The 17,502-nt window shown below is 38.1% G+C and carries 16 protein-coding genes; 12 read left to right on the top strand and 4 right to left on the bottom strand.

Features of this window, described 5'->3' with window-relative positions; genetic code table 11:
* Positions 1-7: 7 nt before the first annotated feature.
* From cydS to htpG, 4 genes are all read left to right on the top strand, one after another.
* Entirely contained in the window at positions 8-109 is a 102-nt protein-coding gene (cydS, locus tag SLH51_RS24565; RefSeq protein ID WP_390183755.1) for a cytochrome bd oxidase small subunit CydS family protein, read from the top strand.
* Between the two features lie 2 nt (positions 110-111).
* Positions 112-1,830 carry a thiol reductant ABC exporter subunit CydD gene (gene cydD / locus SLH51_RS21465; RefSeq protein WP_335963573.1) on the top strand — a complete coding sequence of 573 codons (1,719 nt, stop codon included), beginning with the start codon at positions 112-114 and terminating at the stop codon, positions 1,828-1,830.
* The gene (cydC, locus tag SLH51_RS21460) at positions 1,830-3,554 is read left to right on the top strand and encodes a thiol reductant ABC exporter subunit CydC (protein ID WP_335963572.1); all 1,725 of its coding nucleotides are present in this window, start codon (positions 1,830-1,832) and stop codon (positions 3,552-3,554) included. The genes cydD and cydC overlap by 1 nt, the downstream gene beginning before the upstream one ends.
* A 194-nt stretch (positions 3,555-3,748) precedes the next feature.
* Positions 3,749-5,626, top strand: coding sequence for a molecular chaperone HtpG (gene htpG / locus SLH51_RS21455; RefSeq protein ID WP_335963570.1), 1,878 nt, complete (start codon positions 3,749-3,751; stop codon positions 5,624-5,626).
* An 88-nt stretch (positions 5,627-5,714) separates the two neighbouring features.
* On the opposite strand, the gene melA is transcribed toward htpG, so the two are convergent.
* Positions 5,715-7,016 (bottom strand): alpha-glucosidase/alpha-galactosidase, encoded by a 1,302-nt coding sequence (gene melA, locus SLH51_RS21450; RefSeq protein WP_335963569.1) that lies wholly within the window; start codon positions 7,014-7,016, stop codon positions 5,715-5,717.
* Between the two features lie 126 nt (positions 7,017-7,142).
* Between melA and SLH51_RS21445 the strand changes: the two genes are divergently transcribed.
* The 8 genes from SLH51_RS21445 to nikE all read left to right on the top strand — a co-directional run bounded on the left by SLH51_RS21445 (position 7,143) and on the right by nikE (position 15,965).
* Positions 7,143-8,033 carry an AraC family transcriptional regulator gene (locus tag SLH51_RS21445; RefSeq protein WP_335963568.1) on the top strand — a complete coding sequence of 297 codons (891 nt, stop codon included), beginning with the start codon at positions 7,143-7,145 and terminating at the stop codon, positions 8,031-8,033.
* A 79-nt stretch (positions 8,034-8,112) separates the two neighbouring features.
* Positions 8,113-9,489 (top strand): 23S rRNA (uracil(1939)-C(5))-methyltransferase RlmD, encoded by a 1,377-nt coding sequence (gene rlmD / locus SLH51_RS21440; RefSeq protein ID WP_335963567.1) that lies wholly within the window; start codon positions 8,113-8,115, stop codon positions 9,487-9,489.
* A gap of 179 nt (positions 9,490-9,668) precedes the next feature.
* Positions 9,669-10,112, top strand: a complete 444-nt coding sequence (gene tnpA / locus SLH51_RS21435; RefSeq protein ID WP_335963587.1) for an IS200/IS605 family transposase — start codon at positions 9,669-9,671, stop codon at positions 10,110-10,112.
* A 764-nt stretch (positions 10,113-10,876) separates the two neighbouring features.
* The gene (gene nikA, locus SLH51_RS21430) at positions 10,877-12,472 is read left to right on the top strand and encodes a nickel ABC transporter substrate-binding protein (protein WP_390183760.1); all 1,596 of its coding nucleotides are present in this window, start codon (positions 10,877-10,879) and stop codon (positions 12,470-12,472) included.
* An 18-nt stretch (positions 12,473-12,490) separates the two neighbouring features.
* Complete coding sequence (nikB, locus tag SLH51_RS21425) at positions 12,491-13,435, top strand: nickel ABC transporter permease subunit NikB (protein ID WP_335963565.1); 945 nt, start codon at positions 12,491-12,493, stop codon at positions 13,433-13,435.
* On the top strand, positions 13,432-14,262 hold the full coding sequence (gene nikC, locus SLH51_RS21420; RefSeq protein WP_335963564.1) for a nickel ABC transporter permease subunit NikC: 831 nt from the start codon (positions 13,432-13,434) through the stop codon (positions 14,260-14,262). Before nikB ends, nikC begins: the two co-directional genes overlap by 4 nt.
* 18 nt (positions 14,263-14,280) lie before the next feature.
* Positions 14,281-15,102 (top strand): nickel import ATP-binding protein NikD, encoded by an 822-nt coding sequence (nikD, locus tag SLH51_RS21415; protein ID WP_335963563.1) that lies wholly within the window; start codon positions 14,281-14,283, stop codon positions 15,100-15,102.
* A 35-nt stretch (positions 15,103-15,137) separates the two neighbouring features.
* Positions 15,138-15,965 carry a nickel import ATP-binding protein NikE gene (nikE, locus tag SLH51_RS21410; protein WP_335963562.1) on the top strand — a complete coding sequence of 276 codons (828 nt, stop codon included), beginning with the start codon at positions 15,138-15,140 and terminating at the stop codon, positions 15,963-15,965.
* 15 nt (positions 15,966-15,980) lie between these two features.
* Here nikE and SLH51_RS21405 read toward each other — a convergent pair whose 3' ends face one another.
* The 3 genes from SLH51_RS21405 to SLH51_RS21395 form a co-directional block, all read right to left on the bottom strand.
* Positions 15,981-16,115: a response regulator gene (locus tag SLH51_RS21405; RefSeq protein WP_335963561.1), complete on the bottom strand. Its 135-nt coding sequence runs from the start codon at positions 16,113-16,115 to the stop codon at positions 15,981-15,983.
* Positions 16,112-16,549 carry a sensor histidine kinase gene (locus tag SLH51_RS21400; protein WP_335963560.1) on the bottom strand — a complete coding sequence of 146 codons (438 nt, stop codon included), beginning with the start codon at positions 16,547-16,549 and terminating at the stop codon, positions 16,112-16,114. The genes SLH51_RS21405 and SLH51_RS21400 overlap by 4 nt, the downstream gene beginning before the upstream one ends.
* An 82-nt stretch (positions 16,550-16,631) precedes the next feature.
* Positions 16,632-16,943, bottom strand: coding sequence for a histidine kinase (locus SLH51_RS21395; protein WP_335963559.1), 312 nt, complete (start codon positions 16,941-16,943; stop codon positions 16,632-16,634).
* Positions 16,944-17,502: the final 559 nt, after the last annotated feature.

Here is a 17,502-nt window from a genome sequence, read left to right as displayed (position 1 = left end):
GCCTGTCATGCACAATTTTCTATTGTTTTATGCACCGCTTCTCGTTGTCGTGCTAGCAATGGTCCTTACCTTTTTTGTGGCTGCTAAAAGCACAAAGTATGAGGATTAACAATGAAATCACTTAAAAAGCTGGCATCCGAGCAGAAGGGACGATATTATTCTCTATTTGTTTTGGCCATCATGCTAGGTGTGTTGATCGTGTTGCAATCATACATGATTGTTACGATTGTTGATGACCTGTTTTTAGCTAAACAAACGTTTGATCAAGTATTCCCTATGTTACTTGGGTTAATGGTGGTGCTACTAGCAAGAGTCTCACTTTCTTATGGGAACGGAAAAATCGGTGTGGCGATGGCTGCGAATGTGAAAGCAGTTTTTAGAAAAAGGTTGTTAAAATCGTACGCTAGTCAGACGTTATCCGCGTCGTATAAAGGTCAATTAGGGCAGAAAGTCAGTGTGATGATGGATGCGGTCGATGAGCTTGATAGCTATTTCAGCAAATATGTCCCGCAACGGATTGTCTCATCGGTCGTACCACTTATCATTTTGGTCGTTGTGTTTAGTCAGCACCTATATTCGGGTCTTATTATTTTAGTGACGGCGCCATTTATCCCACTATTTATGGCAATTGTAGGTGGATTAACACAACGGAAGTCAGAGGCTCAGCTTGACAGTTTGTCAGCTTTCTCGGGGCGCTTTCTCGATACGCTTCAAGGATTAGTCAGTTTGAAGCTATACGGAAAATCGCGACATTACAAAAGCGTCATTGAACGGAGTAGCTTGGACTTTCGTGACACGACGATGGCAATATTAAAGGTAGCTTTTACATCGTCTTTAATGCTTGAGTTCATCTCAATGCTTAGCATTGGACTTGTAGCATTGGAGCTTAGTCTTAGACTTGTCGTGTTTAATGAAATATCCTTCTTTACTGCTTTTTTCATTCTTTTATTAGTTCCTGAATTTTTCACGTCATTGAAAGACCTAGGTAGTGCATTTCATGCGGGGAGAAGTAGCATGGGAGCAGCGGTGAAAATTGAGGATGAGCTTAAGAAAGAAGATCGTTCAGCAAGCTGGGGCGCAAATAAGATGCCTGATGGTCCTCGGACAATTGAATTGAAAAATGTTCAGTTTCAATATGATGCAGATGGGTTTATGTTAAAAAAGATTCAAGCTTCGATAAAGCCATACAGTCAAGTTGCAATTGTCGGAAAGAGTGGATCTGGCAAAACAACCCTTCTCCATGTCATAGCTGGACTATTGCCACAGACGTCCGGCACTATTTTAGTGGATGGTCATGATCGTTTTAATTATGCAGAGCATGAGTGGTTTGGTCATATTAGTTACATTACCCAGCATCCTTATATATTTGCAGGGACGATTGAAGAAAATATTGCTCTAGGAGTTCAAGCAACAAAGGATGAAATCCGAAAAGCAGCTGCAAAGGCGGGTATTGATCAGATGGTTCAATCTTTACCAAACGGGTATGCCACAGTGATTGGTGAAGGTGGAAGAGGTCTCTCGGGAGGCGAAAAGCAGCGAGTTGCGTTAGCACGTGCCTTCTTAAAACATCCGTCGGTTGTCTTATTTGATGAACCGTCAACGGGACTAGATCTCTTTACAGAGCAACGGCTTCACGAATCGATGAAAGAGCTCTCCAAAACATCCACGATCATTACCGTTGCTCACCGCATGCAAACGATTAAAGATGCAGACCATATTCTCTTTCTTGAAGAAGGAGTATTACTAGCACAAGGCACACATGAGTATCTAAAGGAATCTAACCCGTCCTATCGCGAACTGTTCTCTGCACAAAGAGAGGAGGAAAAGTGATGAAAGAGCTGTTTGATATCACCGGTTTCATTATGAGAAAAAAGAAAGACGTGATCTTATCGATTATGTTTGGATACATCGCGGGCATGACGGCGGTCGGTTTGTTTGCGGCAAACGGTTATTTGATCTCAAGAGCTGCGCTTGAGACTCCACTCTATGTGTTAATCACCATGGTTGCTGTTGTAAAAATAGGAAGCTTTTTGCGTGCGGGGAGCCGTTATGCCGAGCGCTATTATTCTCATCGGGCCACCTTTACAATGCTGAGTGATTTACGCGTGTATTTTTATGAAAGGCTTGAATCAAAAGCACCTAACTCGTTGCAAAAACATCGTAGTGGGGATCTACTAGCACGTATTGTTGGAGATGTCGAGGCACTTCAAAACTTTTTTCTGCGTGTAGTGTACCCACCAATTATTATGGTCACGGTGTTTGTCAGTACCATTTTCTTTGTTGGTTTTTATTCAATTCAGGTCGTGATTTTGTTAGCAATCGGACTCTGTCTAACAGGCTTCATCATTCCAGCCTGGTTTGCTAAGAAACAGAAAGAGAGTGGGAGCAGCATACGAGAGAAACGCTCACATATGTCAACAGAAGTGACAGAGTGGTTGCAAGGGTTTCGAGAACTAAAGATTCATCAAAAATTAAAAGAGAAAGATCTACAATTGAACGATGCTTCGAACGCTTATATTAAAGAGCAAGAGCGAGAGGGGACTCGCGAGGTTGCCAATCAATCTGTTAATATGGCGAGCGCGTTATTGATTTCATGGGCAGTACTAGCAACGGGGGGCTACCTTGTCGCAAGTAATCAGCTAGATGGTGTTTTCTTAGCGATGCTTGTTATGATGAGTTTGACCTTGTTTGAACACTCCACACCTATGGCTGTTTTCCCCATCTATTATGAAGACAGTGAACGAGCGGCGAAACGACTGTATTCTGTTGTGGATAAAAAAGAGCAAGGGGGAAGTGTTCCTAAAGATATGAGCCAAGAGTGGGAGGGGGCTCCGTCCATTGAACTAAAGAATGTTAGTTATACCTTTCCTAGAGAGTGGCGCAAAGCATTACATGATGTAAGTTTGTTTTTGCCAGCGGGGTCAAAAACGGCCATTGTTGGACCGAGTGGCTCGGGTAAATCTACGTTATTGCAGCTCATTTTGAACCTCCATTCTTCTACTAAAGGAGAAATTTACTTGGACGGGATACCTGTTAAGGAACTTGAACAAGATGCTCTCTGGAAAAAGACAAACGTAGTTCTTCAGGATAATCATTTTTTCTATGGCACGATTCAAGACAATCTATTATTACCAAATGATTCGTGGTCGGAAGATGAATTACAGCAAATATTAGCTGATGTTCAATTGCCTAGCTTTTCATTATCAGATCAGGTAATGGAAAAAGGAGAGAATCTATCAGGTGGACAACGCCAGAGACTAGCAATGGCACGCGCTATAGCTAAGGGATCTTCTTTATGGCTGCTTGATGAGCCCACCTCATCACTAGATTCTTGGACGGAACGCCGTCTATATGACTTGCTGGTTGAGAGGTCTGGGGAAGATACAGTTGTTGTGATTAGCCATCGTCTTGCTGAATTAGAGCAAATCGATCAAATCATTGTCATGGATCAAGGCAAAATCGTAGAATCTGGTACATTTACAGAGCTGATGGAAGGAAAAGGCTATTTCTATCAAATGAAACAAATAGAGAACAATGTGTTACAGCATGCGTAAATTAAAGGGCAGACCTCACTTTCATTCGTCGGGGGCTGTCCTTTTCTTTAAATCCGAGCTGACATATTGACACTGAAAACAAGATATGTAAAATAAAGAATAGGATTAGCACTCGTTAAATAAGAGTGCTGATACATAGAACATGGCGATTACGAAATAATGAATAGCTTTTTAAGAAGAAAGGAGAGATTTTCATGACAAAGAAGCAATTTAAAGCTGAGTCGAAGAGACTATTAGAAATGATGATTAACTCCATTTACTCACAGAAAGAGATATTTTTAAGAGAGTTAATTTCAAATGCGAGTGATGCAATTGATAAACTATACTACAAAGCATTAACAGATGATTCGTTGACGTTTGAGAAAGACAGCTATTATATTAAGGTAGAGGCTGACAAGGACAACCGTACGTTGAAACTAATTGATACGGGAATTGGAATGACAAAAGAGGAGCTTGAAACGAATCTTGGAACGATTGCCAAAAGTGGGTCATTAGCGTTCAAAAAGGAAAATGAACTAAAAGATGGTCATGACATTATCGGTCAATTTGGAGTGGGCTTCTATTCTGCTTTCATGGTAGCAGATGAGGTTACGGTTATTAGTAAAGCGTTAGGAAGCGATGAAGCGTACAAGTGGCAATCTGACGGGACAGACGGGTACACGATTGAAGTGCACGAGAAAAAATCTGTTGGTACTGAGATCATTATTAAAATAAAAGAGAACACAGAAGATGATACTTTTGATGAGTATTTAGAAGAGCACCGCCTAAAAGCAATTATTAAAAAATACTCTGATTTCATTCGCTACCCAATTAAAATGGACGTGAAGGGACAGCGCCCGAAAGATGATAGCGAGAATGAATTAGAAGAGTATGAAGAAGAACAAACAATTAATAGCATGGTGCCGATTTGGCGTAAAAATAAAAATGAATTAACAACCGAAGATTATGAGAACTTTTACTCGGAGAAACGTTACGGGTTTGATAAGCCGTTAAAGCATATTCATATTAGTGTTGATGGGGCAGTAAGATATAATGCGATCTTGTTTATCCCAGAAAATGTTCCGTTTGACTACTATTCAAAGGAGTTTGAAAAAGGCTTAGAGCTTTATTCAAACGGTGTGTTAATTATGGACAAATGCTCTGATCTTCTCCCAGATTACTTTGGCTTTGTAAAAGGAATGGTTGATTCAGAAGACTTGTCACTGAACATTTCCCGTGAGATGCTACAGCATGATCGCCAGTTGAAGCTGATTGCCAAGAACATTAAAAACAAAATCAAAAGTCAACTACTAAGCTTACTAAAAGATGAGCGAGAAAAGTATGAGCAGTTTTATAATTCCTTTGGCAGACAGCTAAAGTATGGAGTGTATAGTGACTTTGGCAGTCATAAAGAAGTATTGCAAGATCTACTAATGTTTTACTCTTCAACAGAGAAGAAGCTCGTTACATTAGATGAATACGTAGCAAGAATGCCTGAAGACCAAAAATATATCTATTATGCATCAGGTGAATCCTATGAACGTATTGAAAAGCTCCCACAAACAGAGCTTGTCTCAGACAAAGGATACGAGATTTTGTACTTCACTGAGGATGTAGATGAATTTGCAATCAAAATGGTCTTAAATTATAAAGAAAAAGAATTCAAATCAGTATCTAGTGGAGATCTTGGCATTGAATCAGACGACCAAGAAAACGATGAGACACAAGAAAATGATAACAAGGAATTATTTGACTACATGAAGGACATTTTATCAGCAAAAGTAAAGGATGTCAGAGTATCAAAACGACTGAAATCACACCCTGTTTGTTTAACAACTGAAGGGGAAGTAACAATCGAAATGGAGAAAATTCTTCAAGCGATGCCTGATAACCAAAATGTCAAAGCTGACAAAGTGTTAGAAATCAATGTAAACCATGATGTGTATAACTCGTTAAAAGAAGCGTTTGAAAACGATAAAGAAAAGCTTACTCTTTATACTAACTTATTGTACAACCAAGCTCTTTTAATTGAAGGTTTGCCAATTCATGATCCTGTTGAATTTACAAATGATATGTGCAAGATCATGGTGTAATAGTATGAGGAAGGGTCTGACCTTAGATAGGTCAGACCCTTCGCCTTTTCTAAAGACAAGAAACCCAGTTGTCGTCCGATTTTAAAGTTTAACGGTACTTGGGTAGCCAGTCACCGTGCGCTTCAATTAATTCGTCACACATAGCAATTGTATCATCCATTGAAAGCTCAGAATTGGTATGTGGATCTAAAAGCGCTGCTTGATAAATATGTTCTTTCTTTAACGTTATAGCCGCTTCTATTGTTAATAGCTGTGTATTGATATTCGTGCGATTTAATGCAGCTAATTGTTCTGGCAAGTTTCCAACATAGCAAGGCATAATGCCACTACGATCGACTACACAAGGGACTTCCACACAAGCATTTTCCGGTAAGTTTGAAATTAGTCCACCTGTATTCATCACATTTCCACCGAATTTAAATGGAACGTTCGTTTCCATTGCTTCAATAATATACGAACCATATTCATGTGAGCGCTCATGCGTTAATTGCGCGTTATTCACCATTTCTTCACGCATGCTTTCCCATTTTTCTATTTGGTTAACACAACGGCGAGGATATTCATCTAATGGGATGTTAAGTCGATCAATCAACTCAGGATAACGACTTTTAATGAAATACGGGTGGTATTCAGCATTATGCTCGGAAGATTCAGTCACATAGTAGCCGAATTTATCCATCAACTCAAAGCGGACCATGTCGTAATGTTTGTTTTTTTGCTTTTCTTTCGCACGCTTTTTAATTTCAGGATAAAGGTCTTTTCCATCTTTTTTCACTTCTAACAGCCAAGCCATATGGTTAATTCCAGCAATTTTTTCTTCAATTCCTTTATGATCCATGTCGAGCGCTTTGAACAAATGATCTGTACAAATTTGAACGCTATGACATAATCCGATCGTCTTAATATTTGTATGACGAAGCATCGCACCTGTGAGCGAAGCCATTGGATTGGTGTAATTTAAAAACCACGCATCAGGACATACCTCTTCCATGTCTTTAGCAAAATCAAGCATTACAGGAATCGTACGTAAGCTTCGGAAAAGTCCGCCGATGCCGATTGTATCAGCAATCGTTTGGCGCAATCCATACTTTTTAGGGATTTCAAAGTCAATCACCGTACTTGGCTCATAGCCACCAATTTGAACGGCATTTATGACATATTTAGCTCCTCGCAACGCTTCTTTTCTATTTAAATACGCTTTCACTTTGATCGTTTGATTATATTTACTAGCTAAGTTTACCAACATTTGCTCTGAATCTTTTAGTCTCGTTTCGTCAATGTCATGCAGGGCAAATTCAAACCCGTTTAGGGCAGGAACAAACATGCAGTCACCTAACACATTTTTTGCGAAAACCGTACTTCCAGCACCGATAAACGTAATTTTTGACATATGAACGCCTCCTAATAAAGGTAATTTATTGTTTATTGAGTTATAATTGTTGTCGTTCTATAATCAATCATAAATTGGATGGTAAAAACCTACAATGGTAATATGGTGTAAACGGAGGGTAAAATATTGTCTACAAATGAGCGGTCGTATTATGAAACGATTGGTTTTCGAACACATGACCAAGCAGCTGAAACTTTGGTAGACGTTCAAGTTGTAGGAAGAGAAATCGTAACTTCGCCAGCGTATCAATGGGATGGTCTAAAAAGGGGAGAGAATGAAAGTTTCATTTTTCAGTATACGATATCTGGCGAAGGTGCGATTGATATAAAAGGAAATACATATCAGCTGAAAGAAGGACAAGCTTTTATGGTAAAAGTACCGGATGAACATTGTTACTATTTTCCTCCTGAAAGTAGCGAATGGGAGTTTATCTTTTTAACGTTAAAAGGGCAGGCAGCTTCAGCTTGTTGGGAGAAGGTTACAAGTCAACTTGGTCATATCGTTACCATCCCAAGGGACTCTAGGCTCATGACGCACGTCTTTATGATCTATCAACAAGCATATGACAAAGATTTAATAGACCAGTATTACGCATCAGCAAGAGCATACGAGTTTATTATGGAATGTTATCGGTATTTCAAGCAATTTAAGTCAAAGGATAATTTGCCTGATCGTGTAATTAGGGCTAGGGAGTTTATCGATACCTACTACTACAGGAATGCTCTTACAATTGAGGATATAGCGAATGCAGCCGGTCTATCTAAGTATTATTTGATCAAGCGATTTAAAGAAACAATACATATGACTCCGATCCAGTATTTGACGAAAGTTCGATTAGAACAAGCAATTCAATTGCTTCGGTATACAGATGTAACGATTAAGGAAATCGCTATTCAAGTAGGATACGCGAACGACAATTATTTTAACAAAGTCTTTCGGAAAGTAGTCGGAATGTCACCAGGAGAATTTCGGAATAACAAACACTCCATTCCTTTTGACCGGTTAGTCATTCAATAGGGGCACTCATTGATTTCGAGGAATTCCTTGTATATGGTACAATAATGAGCATGAATAGAGCGAAAAAGGACGGAAACTAATGACCAAACAACCAATACCTGTGAAAAAAAATGATGAGCTCCAAGTAACGATTGAAGATTTAACCCACGAAGGTGCTGGAGTTGCAAAAGTAAATGGATATACATTATTTGTACCAAGAGCATTGCCAGGAGAAGTTGTTGACATTAAAGTCGTCAAAACGAATAAAGGCTATGGCTTTGCCCGGTTGCTTGAGATTCAAGAAGCCAGTGAACATAGAGCTGAACCACCGTGCCCTATCTATAACCAATGCGGTGGATGTCAGATTCAACATCTCAGCTATGAGGCGCAGCTCGTATCAAAACAAAAGCAAGTGAAGGATGTACTTGAAAGAATCGGCGGAATAAAGGATATCACGGTTCATCCAACGCTCGGAATGAACGATCCATGGCGTTACCGCAATAAAGCACAAGTGCCAATTGGAGAAGAAGGGGGCCTTGTGATTGCTGGATTTTATCAAGAACGTAGCCACCGGATTATCAACATGGATGAATGTTTGATCCAACATGAGGATAATGATCAAATTATTCGTGTCGTCAAGAATATTGCTAATAAATATGGAATACGCGCATATGACGAGGAAAAGCATCGCGGGACATTACGCCATGTCGTTGCCCGCAAAGGAAAAGTGACAAATGAAGTCATGGTCGTGTTTGTGACACGAGGGAAAGAGCTTCCAAATAAGGTAAATTTGATTGAGGAAATTCGTGAGAACATTCCTCATGTGAAATCAATTGTTCAAAACATCAATCCTAAGCGAACGAATGTCATCTTCGGAGACGAAACAAATGTGCTTTGGGGAGAAGAGTATATTCACGATTACATCGGCGATATTAAGTTTGCTATTTCGGCACGCTCTTTTTACCAAGTGAACCCTGAACAAACAAAGGTCCTCTATGATCAAGCGCTTGAATATGCCAGCTTAACGGGGCAAGAAACGGTGATTGATGCCTATTGCGGAATTGGTACCATTTCTCTTTTCCTAGCAGAGCGAGCGAAGCATGTATATGGAGTCGAGATTGTGCCCGATGCGATTGCTGATGCAAAACGAAATGCCAAATTAAATGGCATTACCAATGTCGATTTTGCGGTAGGTGAAGCTGAAAAAATCATGCCGTGGTGGTACGCACAAGGAATTCGAGCAGACGTTATTGTTGTTGATCCTCCTCGTAAAGGCTGTGATGAAGAACTGCTGGAGACCATTTTGTCAATGAAGCCAAAGCGGGTTGTGTATGTATCCTGTAACCCAGCAACTTTGGCTAGAGACTTGAAGTTTCTTGAGGCCGGTGGGTATAAGACGAAGGAAGTGCAACCGGTGGATATGTTTCCGCATTCAAATCATATAGAAAATGTTGCGGTACTTGAGTTAATGAATTGATTAAATGAATGGGCCTAAATTGGGCTCATTTTTTTAGTGGTTTAGAAAACCCCTGGCTATGCCGGGGGTTCTAAAGAGCTTCTTGCGTGGTATTAAAAAAACCTCACTTCATGGTAGGATAAAGTTGGTTTCCCGACCACTTCATCTCACCATAGAAGGAGGTATGCCCTGTGAAGGACATGAATAGTTTAGCACACACAACATGGAATTGTAAGTATCACATAGTTTTTGCTCTAAAATACAGAAGACAAATCATATATGGAAAATATAAAAAGAGCATTGGACAAATCATAAGAGATTTAAGTGAACGAAAAGGTGTAATGATCCATGAAGCAAATGCTTGTCCGGATCACATTCATATGTTAGTGAGTATTCCCCAAAAGTTAAGTGTATCTCAATTCATGGGTTACTTAAAAGGAAAGAGCAGTCTCATGATATTTGATCGACATGCCAATTTGAAGTATCGATATGGGAACAGGAAGTTCTGGTGTCGAGGTTTCTACGTTGATACAGTGGGCAGAAATAAAAAGCAAATACAAGAATACATTAGAAATCAGCTAAAAGAAGACTATATGGTTGACCAGTTAACATTGTTCGAAGATTATGACCCATTTATAGGGTAGAAAAATAAGAAGAAATAAAGAAATTGTTTAGAATTAGTAAGTGAATGTGGTGCAGGCGGGAAACCTCATCAGTGGGTCTTTAAGGCCAAGGCCGGTAAGAGAGGCTTTTAGCCACAGAGCAAACCACCAGTTCACACTGGTGGTTTTGATTTTAAAGCAATATCTAAGAGAATAACAAGAAGGAAATATATTTTCTTTTCTACAACAGACAGGCTGATTTTGGGGTAACCCTTATATTACGTAGTTGACAATTACTACGCAACAAAGAAATCTTTCAAATATAGCTATTTTTGCTAGACTAAGCTCTTTTTACTATAACCGTAATGGGTTCTTACTAACGCCCAAAGTAAAGCGATAAATTCTCATCGTTAAAGATGTATAGACAAAATTTAGCAAAAAACTTGATATACCGCACTCTACGCACACCATATTAAAGATATTACACACTTTCACCTTACGGGCGGCATGATGTAATAGCCGCTTAATCCCTTGATATATAAGGATTTTGAGCCAGATAACAAAATGCAAACATAGTGTAAGTAATTTGAAGGCTTCTCATTAGTTAAACCAACTTTTGAGAAGCCTCTTTTCATTTAAACCTGTATTTGAGTACAAATAAACATTAATAGACCGACTACTTTGTGCAATTTTAAATTGTATTGACAAATAAACGGTTTCGTTTTACCATTGATAATGGTTTTCAATTTCATTTAGGAGGAAAAGATTTTATGGCAAACCGAAAAAATAAAAAACAATTTTTTCTTATGTCTGCAATGATATTTATTTTATCTACGATTTTACTTGGTTGTTCAGGTTCAGGTGAATCAGTAGAAAATTCAGCTACTACTAGTGAAAGTAGCAACACGATTACTTTTGCTTGGCCTAGGGATATAGGTGATTTAAATCCACATCTCTACAATCCATCTCAAATGTTTGCACAATCTATGGTATTTGAACCTTTAGTTAGCTATCAAGATGGAGGCGAACTAAAACCACATTTGGCGGAATCTTGGGAAGTTTCAGATGATGGAAAAGAATATGTATTCAACTTACGTAAAGATGTGAAGTTTTCCGATGAAACAAGTTTCAATGCTGAGATTGTGAAAAAGAATTTTGATGCTGTATTAGATAATGTAGATTTACATAGTTGGTTAGGCTTTATTCCAAAGGTCACTCAAACAGAGGCAATAGATGAGCATACGTTTAAAATAACATTAAACGAACCGTATTATCCGACGATTCAGGAGTTAGCTGTTGTTCGTCCAGTTCGTTTCTTAGGGGAAGCTGGGTTTCCTCAAGATGGTGACACTTCTAAAGGAATAGCAAAACCAGTAGGCACAGGCCCATGGGTATTGGATGAATATAAAGTAGATGAATATGCAATTTTTAAACGTAACGATAATTATTGGGGTAACCTCCCTAGTGTAGAGCAAATTAAAGTCAAAGTTATTCCTGACGCTGAAACACGCGTACTTGCTTTTGAAAAAGGGGATTTAGACCTTGTATATGGTGAAGGTGTTATCAGTTTAGATTCTTTTATACAATTAGAATCAACAGGTTCCTATGATACTAGTATTTCTGAGCCAGTTGCTACTAGACAACTAGTTATGAATACAAATATTGAACAGCTTTCGGATATTCGAGTGCGTCAAGCCTTACATTATGGATTTAATAAAGAAGCAATGGTTGAGGGTGTGACATCTGGGGTAGAAGAGAAGGCTGACTATATCTTACCAACAAATTTCCCTTACACTTCAAATGTCGATGCAACTACGGTTAATTATGATGTTGAAGAAGCTAAACAATTATTAGATGATGCAGGTTGGAAGTTACCGGAAGGAAAAGATATTCGTGAAAAAGACGGGAAACCACTTGAAATCGAGTTAATGTATAACTCAGCTGAGTCCATTCAAAAAACAATGGCTGAAATATTACAATCTGAGTGGGTGGCATTAGGTGTGAAACTAAATATTGTTGGTGTTGAACTTACGACTCAAGTCGAAAGATTCAAAGCTAATGAGTTTGATATGAACTTCTTTAGTAACTACGGGGCTCCTTATGATCCACATGCTTTCGTAAACGTCGTAGCTACAGAAGGGTTTGGATTTAGAGAAGCTATTTCATCTTATCCTAACAAAGATGAGTTGTTGAGCCAAATTGCTGCTGTCCAGCAAACAACTGATGAAAATGAGCGTCAGGAACTATACACATCCATTTTAGGTTCATTACAAGAGCAAGGTGCGATTGTACCGATTTCCTATATTAAGCAAATAGCAATCTATCAAAAAGGTGTTTCTAATTTTACATTCCCTGCTAACCGGGATGAACATCCTTTTACAGGGATTAGTGTAAACGAGTAAGCGACAGGAGAGGTTTTTATGAGTACTTACGTCTTTAAACGAATAATCACCATTGTTCCAATCTTTCTAATGGCCACTCTACTAACATTTGGAATGATTCACTCATCACCAGTGGATCCCGCTGAAGCATACTTTACTGCAGCACATATCCAAGCAACAGATGAGATGTTGGAACAAAAAAGATATGAGTTTGGCTTAGATCAACCTCTCCTAATCCAATATGTGAACGCCCTTATTAAGATATTCCAATTTGATTTTGGCATATCTTATGTTACGAATAAACCTGTATGGGAAGAGATAACCTCTCGAATGACAGCAACTATTCAGTTAACTATAGGCAGCCTTTTGATTGCAATCTTAGTAAGCGTCCCTATTGGTTTTTTAGCTGGTATAAGGAAGAACAGTGTAATCGACAATTTTAGTCGATTCCTCTCTTTTATAGGGGCATCCATCCCGTCATTTTGGCTTGGATATTTATTTATTTTTTTCTTTTCTGTAAAACTAGACCTTTTCCCTGTAGAAGGTACAGGAACATGGAGACATTTGATTTTACCTTCAGTCACGTTGGCTTTTCCTTTAATAGCTTTATATACTCGCCTGTTACGTGCAAGTGTTCTTGAAAATTTACAAGAGTCTTATGTGCTGTTTGCGAGGACGAGAGGAATTCATGAAAGGATCATAATGGGAAAGCATGTATTAAGAATTGCTATTTCCCCTATGATTACTGGGCTTGGCATGAATTTAGGAAACTTAATGACTGGAGCTATTATTGTCGAGGTAGTCTTTTCGTGGCCAGGGTTTGGGCGGTATTTTATTGAGGCAATTTTTAACCGTGATGTTCCTGTTATTCAAGGCTATGTGCTATTAGCAGCGGGAATATTCCTTATAAGCAACTTAATTGTTGACCTTATCCAAATGTATATCGACCCGCGTATTTCCAGAAAAGGAAGGCAATATCAATGATAGCAATGTTTCGTGGTATAGTAAAAAGTCAAAAAGTGATTGTCATATGTTCCCTAATACTGTGCGTATTATTCTTAATGGCATTATTTGCTCCGTGGTTGGCACCTAATGACCCTATCGCTGTCAATTTAGCTCATAAACTACAGCAACCTTCTTTGGACTACCCATTAGGAACAGATCAGTTAGGTCGATGTACGTTTTCACGTATCCTATATGGGGCACGAATTTCAATAGGGTTTGCTTTGTTAATATTTATTTCAGCTTTAAGTCTGGGTTTAATCATCGGTATCATTTCTGGGTATAAAGGTGGTTGGGTTGATCAATTGTTAATGAGAATCGGTGATGGCCTGATGGCGATCCCAAGCCTTTTGTTTGTCCTTGGTTTTGTTGGTATTTGGGGTGCGGGTCTTAAACAAGTTATTTTAGGATTAATCCTCGTACAATGGGTGTATTACGCAAGGGTAATTCGAGGAATGGTTCTAATCCTGAAGGAACAGAACTATATTACTGCAGCTAAAATAAGTGGTTCCTCTACATGGAGCATCATAAAGACACATATTGTTCCTAATGTTCTTCCATCAATAGCGGTAATGGGAACATTAGAAATGGGTTGGGCAATTATGAATTTATCATCAATGTCTTTCTTAGGGTTAGGTGTGCAACCCCCCACACCGGAGTGGGGGGCAATGATACACGAAGGGAAATCTTATATTAGGACAAATCCATCATTGATGCTTTATCCTGGTCTAATGATTATGCTAGTTGTCGTTACCTTTAATTTATTAGGCGAATCACTATCAGAACGTTTTGGGATTAAACGTCGATAATAAAGGACTGATAAAATAATGGATCAAAATATTTTAAATGTTAGGGACTTACATGTACAAGTAAAAACAAAAGATGGTCTTTCCACACTTGTTCAAGACATTAATTTTGGAATTGAAAAAGGGAAGGTACTGGGACTTGTTGGGGAAAGTGGCAGTGGTAAAACAGTCACAAGTATGTCTATCTTACAACTGCTTGATCGGAAAAATATGGAAATAGAGGGCAGTATTACACTTAAAGGGCGAGAATTAAATGGAATAAAAAACAAAGAAATGCGGGGAATTCGAGGGAAGGACATCGCCTTTATTATGCAAAATCCGATGAATGCCTTTACGCCTGTTTTTACCGTTGGTCACCAATTTGTTGAAACGATTAGATCGCATACTTCATTAAATAAGAAGCAAGCAAAGGAGCTTGCGATTGATATAATGGAAATTGTAAATTTACCACATCCTGATAAGTTATTAAAAAACTATCCTTTTCAACTAAGTGGAGGAATGCTTCAGCGTGTAATGATTGCCATGGCCGCCTGCTTACATCCTTCTGTTATTATTGCTGATGAACCAACAACTGCACTTGATCTTCATAACCAGTTATTAGTCCTTCGTTTATTAGATAAAATTCGTTCTAAATATGGAACATCTATTTTACTCATATCTCATGATCTAGGAGTAATTGCAGAAATGGCAGATGAAGTAATCGTAATGAAACATGGTAGAATAGTAGAAAAGGCAAATGTGTTTGACTTATTTGACCATCCACAACATGAGTATACAAAGAAGCTGTTAAACACAAGACCCACCTTACAAGTTGACCAACAGCCTATCACCCATATGTTGTGATATATAGATTAGAATTTTGCAAAGGGGTGAAACCATTGAGCTTATTGCAAGTAATAGGAGTAAATCACAGCTATACCTCTAAGAAACTTTTTAAATCAAAAGATCAAACGAATCAAGCGCTTATTGATATTTCCTTCTCAATTAAGGAAGGAACATGTCTAGGACTACTCGGGACAAGTGGGGCAGGTAAAAGTACCTTAGGAAAAGTGATTCTTGGCATACAACGACCGCAGCGAGGCCAAGTCATCTTTCAAGGCTATGATATTTATAATGTAAGTAAAAGTATCCAACGAAAACTTCGACGTGATCTCCAAGTTGTTTTTCAGGATTCATATTCATCGGTTAATCCCCGTATGACAGCTGAACGTATTCTAAATGAACCATTAGAGAACTATGAAAAACTATCCGTAAGTGAAAAAAGAAGAACGGTTATCTCGCTGTTGGAACGTGTAGGATTAAGTGAAAAGGATTTAAAAAAATACCCGCATCAATTTAGCGGTGGGCAATTGCAAAGGATTAATATTGCTAGAGCAATTTCTCTTAAACCAAAGTTAATCGTCCTCGACGAATCGGTTAGTAGCTTAGATATGGTTACACAAAGCTTGATTTTAGACTTATTAAGAGAATTAAAAGATGACTTCGGTTTATCTTATTTATTTATTACTCATGATATTAAAGCTGCTTTTTCAATCTCTGATACATTAGGTATACTAGAAAAAGGAGAATTAATTGAGATTTACGATTCAAAGGATCAGTTTTTTTCCTCACAGCATCCTGCCGTTGTAAGGGTGAGAGATTCAATTCTTCCAGAACATCCACGGTCTCGATCACTTTCGTCAAGGTTGAATCTAGTTAAATCATAAAAAGTAGTTGTCCTGTTAATTCAATTGCATCAATTCCATTGTTGCCTCACCTACAATTTGAAATTGTTCATGTAAACTTAATAGTTCACGAATAGCTTCCCGTGCATGTGCATGATCATCGGCTATTAGTATTCGAAACGGTTGAGTCATTTCGTATCTGTCTCCTTTTGAATCTGTACTTTTGTTCTATCGTTGTTACGAGTAACATCTAGTTTCCATCCCATTTCCTTTGCACGGTCTTTCATTATTTCTAAACCGTATTTTCCCTCTGTTATAGAGGTGGGGTCAAATCCAATTCCATCATCTTCGATAGAGCAAAGCCAACCATCAGTTGTATCTGTTAATGTAATCCAAATTTCCTGGCTATTTGCATGCTTTCTAATATTAATTAAAGCTTCTTTTATACAAGCAAACAGCTCAATCTTTTCTTTTGGCGTTAAAGAGGAATCCTGTAAGTTCCATCCAATATGTATCTTGTTATTGTTCTCTTCTTTAAAATTTTTAATTAAAGCTTCTAATGAATCACTCCAGAGTAGTGAATTCTCAGGAGTGGGTTGTCTAAGCTTAAAAATGGCTTGTCTCACATCTTCATGAACATGCTTTACGGTCTTTTTAACGTTTTGATATAAGTCAAGATTCTTTAATCTGCTTTCATTTTTTTCTAATTTATTCCTTTACCGACAAAAGAAAGAGTGTCTGGGCAATGCTATCATGTAGTTCGCGTGAAAGCTTTTCTCTTTCTTCAAGGATTGACTTTTGCGCTTTTTCTTTTTCTAGTTCTTCTTTCATATGTTCTAATATCTTGAAGAGTTTAACAACTACAATCATTGTTACTAAGAAAACAAACACAGGAGATAGTAAATTCCCTACCTCCATAAAAATGTAAGGAAGTAAGTATTTATGACGAACATACTCCCAAGTAGCACTTGTCAATGTCGGAATAAGAAGGATAAGCCATTTGATTTGTTTATAAGTCATTCATTATATCTCCTTCTCTTTTATATATAATCAAATCATATAAGATTAAATGAATAAATAGCTACAAGGGGCTACTCTCTGGTAATTTATCCAAGAAAAATATTTATACTCTAAAGTGGGGATAGGACGGGAGGAATTAGTCAGAGCCGTTTAAAATGGAGATAGCTAACATTCATAGATTTACGGATTGGCTAGTTGACTGGATTAAAACAACTATGGACAAGTCTGGCATATTTTCATTCTCTGTGGTGAAGCACTGATTTTGCACTTCATAGGGGCTAACGGGAGCATATTTTGAAGAAGAACACAACTAACAAAACAAAATCATTTGCTGCACAGTACAATTATATGGCAAACACTAAGAGACGATTACACTTAAAGTAATCGTCTTTCTTATTTGACGGATACTGCGCAATAAACGTTTTCATTTTTATGTACTTAGTGAAAAAAATACTTTGGATCTAAGTCAATATTTTGGACACAAATTAGTTAAGTAAAAATCCTATTTCTCCATAATAGAGCGTAGAACGATGACGCTTGACATGGAGCCACTATGAGC

The organism is Halalkalibacter kiskunsagensis (assembly GCF_037027555.1).
Taxonomy (GTDB): Bacteria; Bacillota; Bacilli; order Bacillales; family Bacillaceae_D; genus Halalkalibacter; species Halalkalibacter kiskunsagensis.
The sequence above is the reverse complement of the archived record's forward strand: the minus strand, read 5'-3'. Positions and strand labels throughout refer to the sequence as shown.

Bases quoted from the DNA above. Each gene is read 5' to 3' on its own strand.
- cydS (WP_390183755.1), top strand. From the start codon at position 8: ATGCACAATTTTCTATTGTTTTATGCACCGCTTCTCGTTGTCGTGCTA.
- cydD (WP_335963573.1), top strand. From the start codon at position 112: ATGAAATCACTTAAAAAGCTGGCATCCGAGCAGAAGGGACGATATTAT.
- cydC (WP_335963572.1), top strand. From the start codon at position 1,830: ATGAAAGAGCTGTTTGATATCACCGGTTTCATTATGAGAAAAAAGAAA.
- htpG (WP_335963570.1), top strand. From the start codon at position 3,749: ATGACAAAGAAGCAATTTAAAGCTGAGTCGAAGAGACTATTAGAAATG.
- melA (WP_335963569.1), bottom strand. From the start codon at position 7,016: ATGTCAAAAATTACGTTTATCGGTGCTGGAAGTACGGTTTTCGCAAAA.
- rlmD (WP_335963567.1), top strand. From the start codon at position 8,113: ATGACCAAACAACCAATACCTGTGAAAAAAAATGATGAGCTCCAAGTA.
- tnpA (WP_335963587.1), top strand. From the start codon at position 9,669: ATGAATAGTTTAGCACACACAACATGGAATTGTAAGTATCACATAGTT.
- nikA (WP_390183760.1), top strand. From the start codon at position 10,877: ATGTCTGCAATGATATTTATTTTATCTACGATTTTACTTGGTTGTTCA.
- nikB (WP_335963565.1), top strand. From the start codon at position 12,491: ATGAGTACTTACGTCTTTAAACGAATAATCACCATTGTTCCAATCTTT.
- nikC (WP_335963564.1), top strand. From the start codon at position 13,432: ATGATAGCAATGTTTCGTGGTATAGTAAAAAGTCAAAAAGTGATTGTC.
- nikD (WP_335963563.1), top strand. From the start codon at position 14,281: ATGGATCAAAATATTTTAAATGTTAGGGACTTACATGTACAAGTAAAA.
- SLH51_RS21405 (WP_335963561.1), bottom strand. From the start codon at position 16,115: ATGACTCAACCGTTTCGAATACTAATAGCCGATGATCATGCACATGCA.
- SLH51_RS21395 (WP_335963559.1), bottom strand. From the start codon at position 16,943: ATGACTTATAAACAAATCAAATGGCTTATCCTTCTTATTCCGACATTG.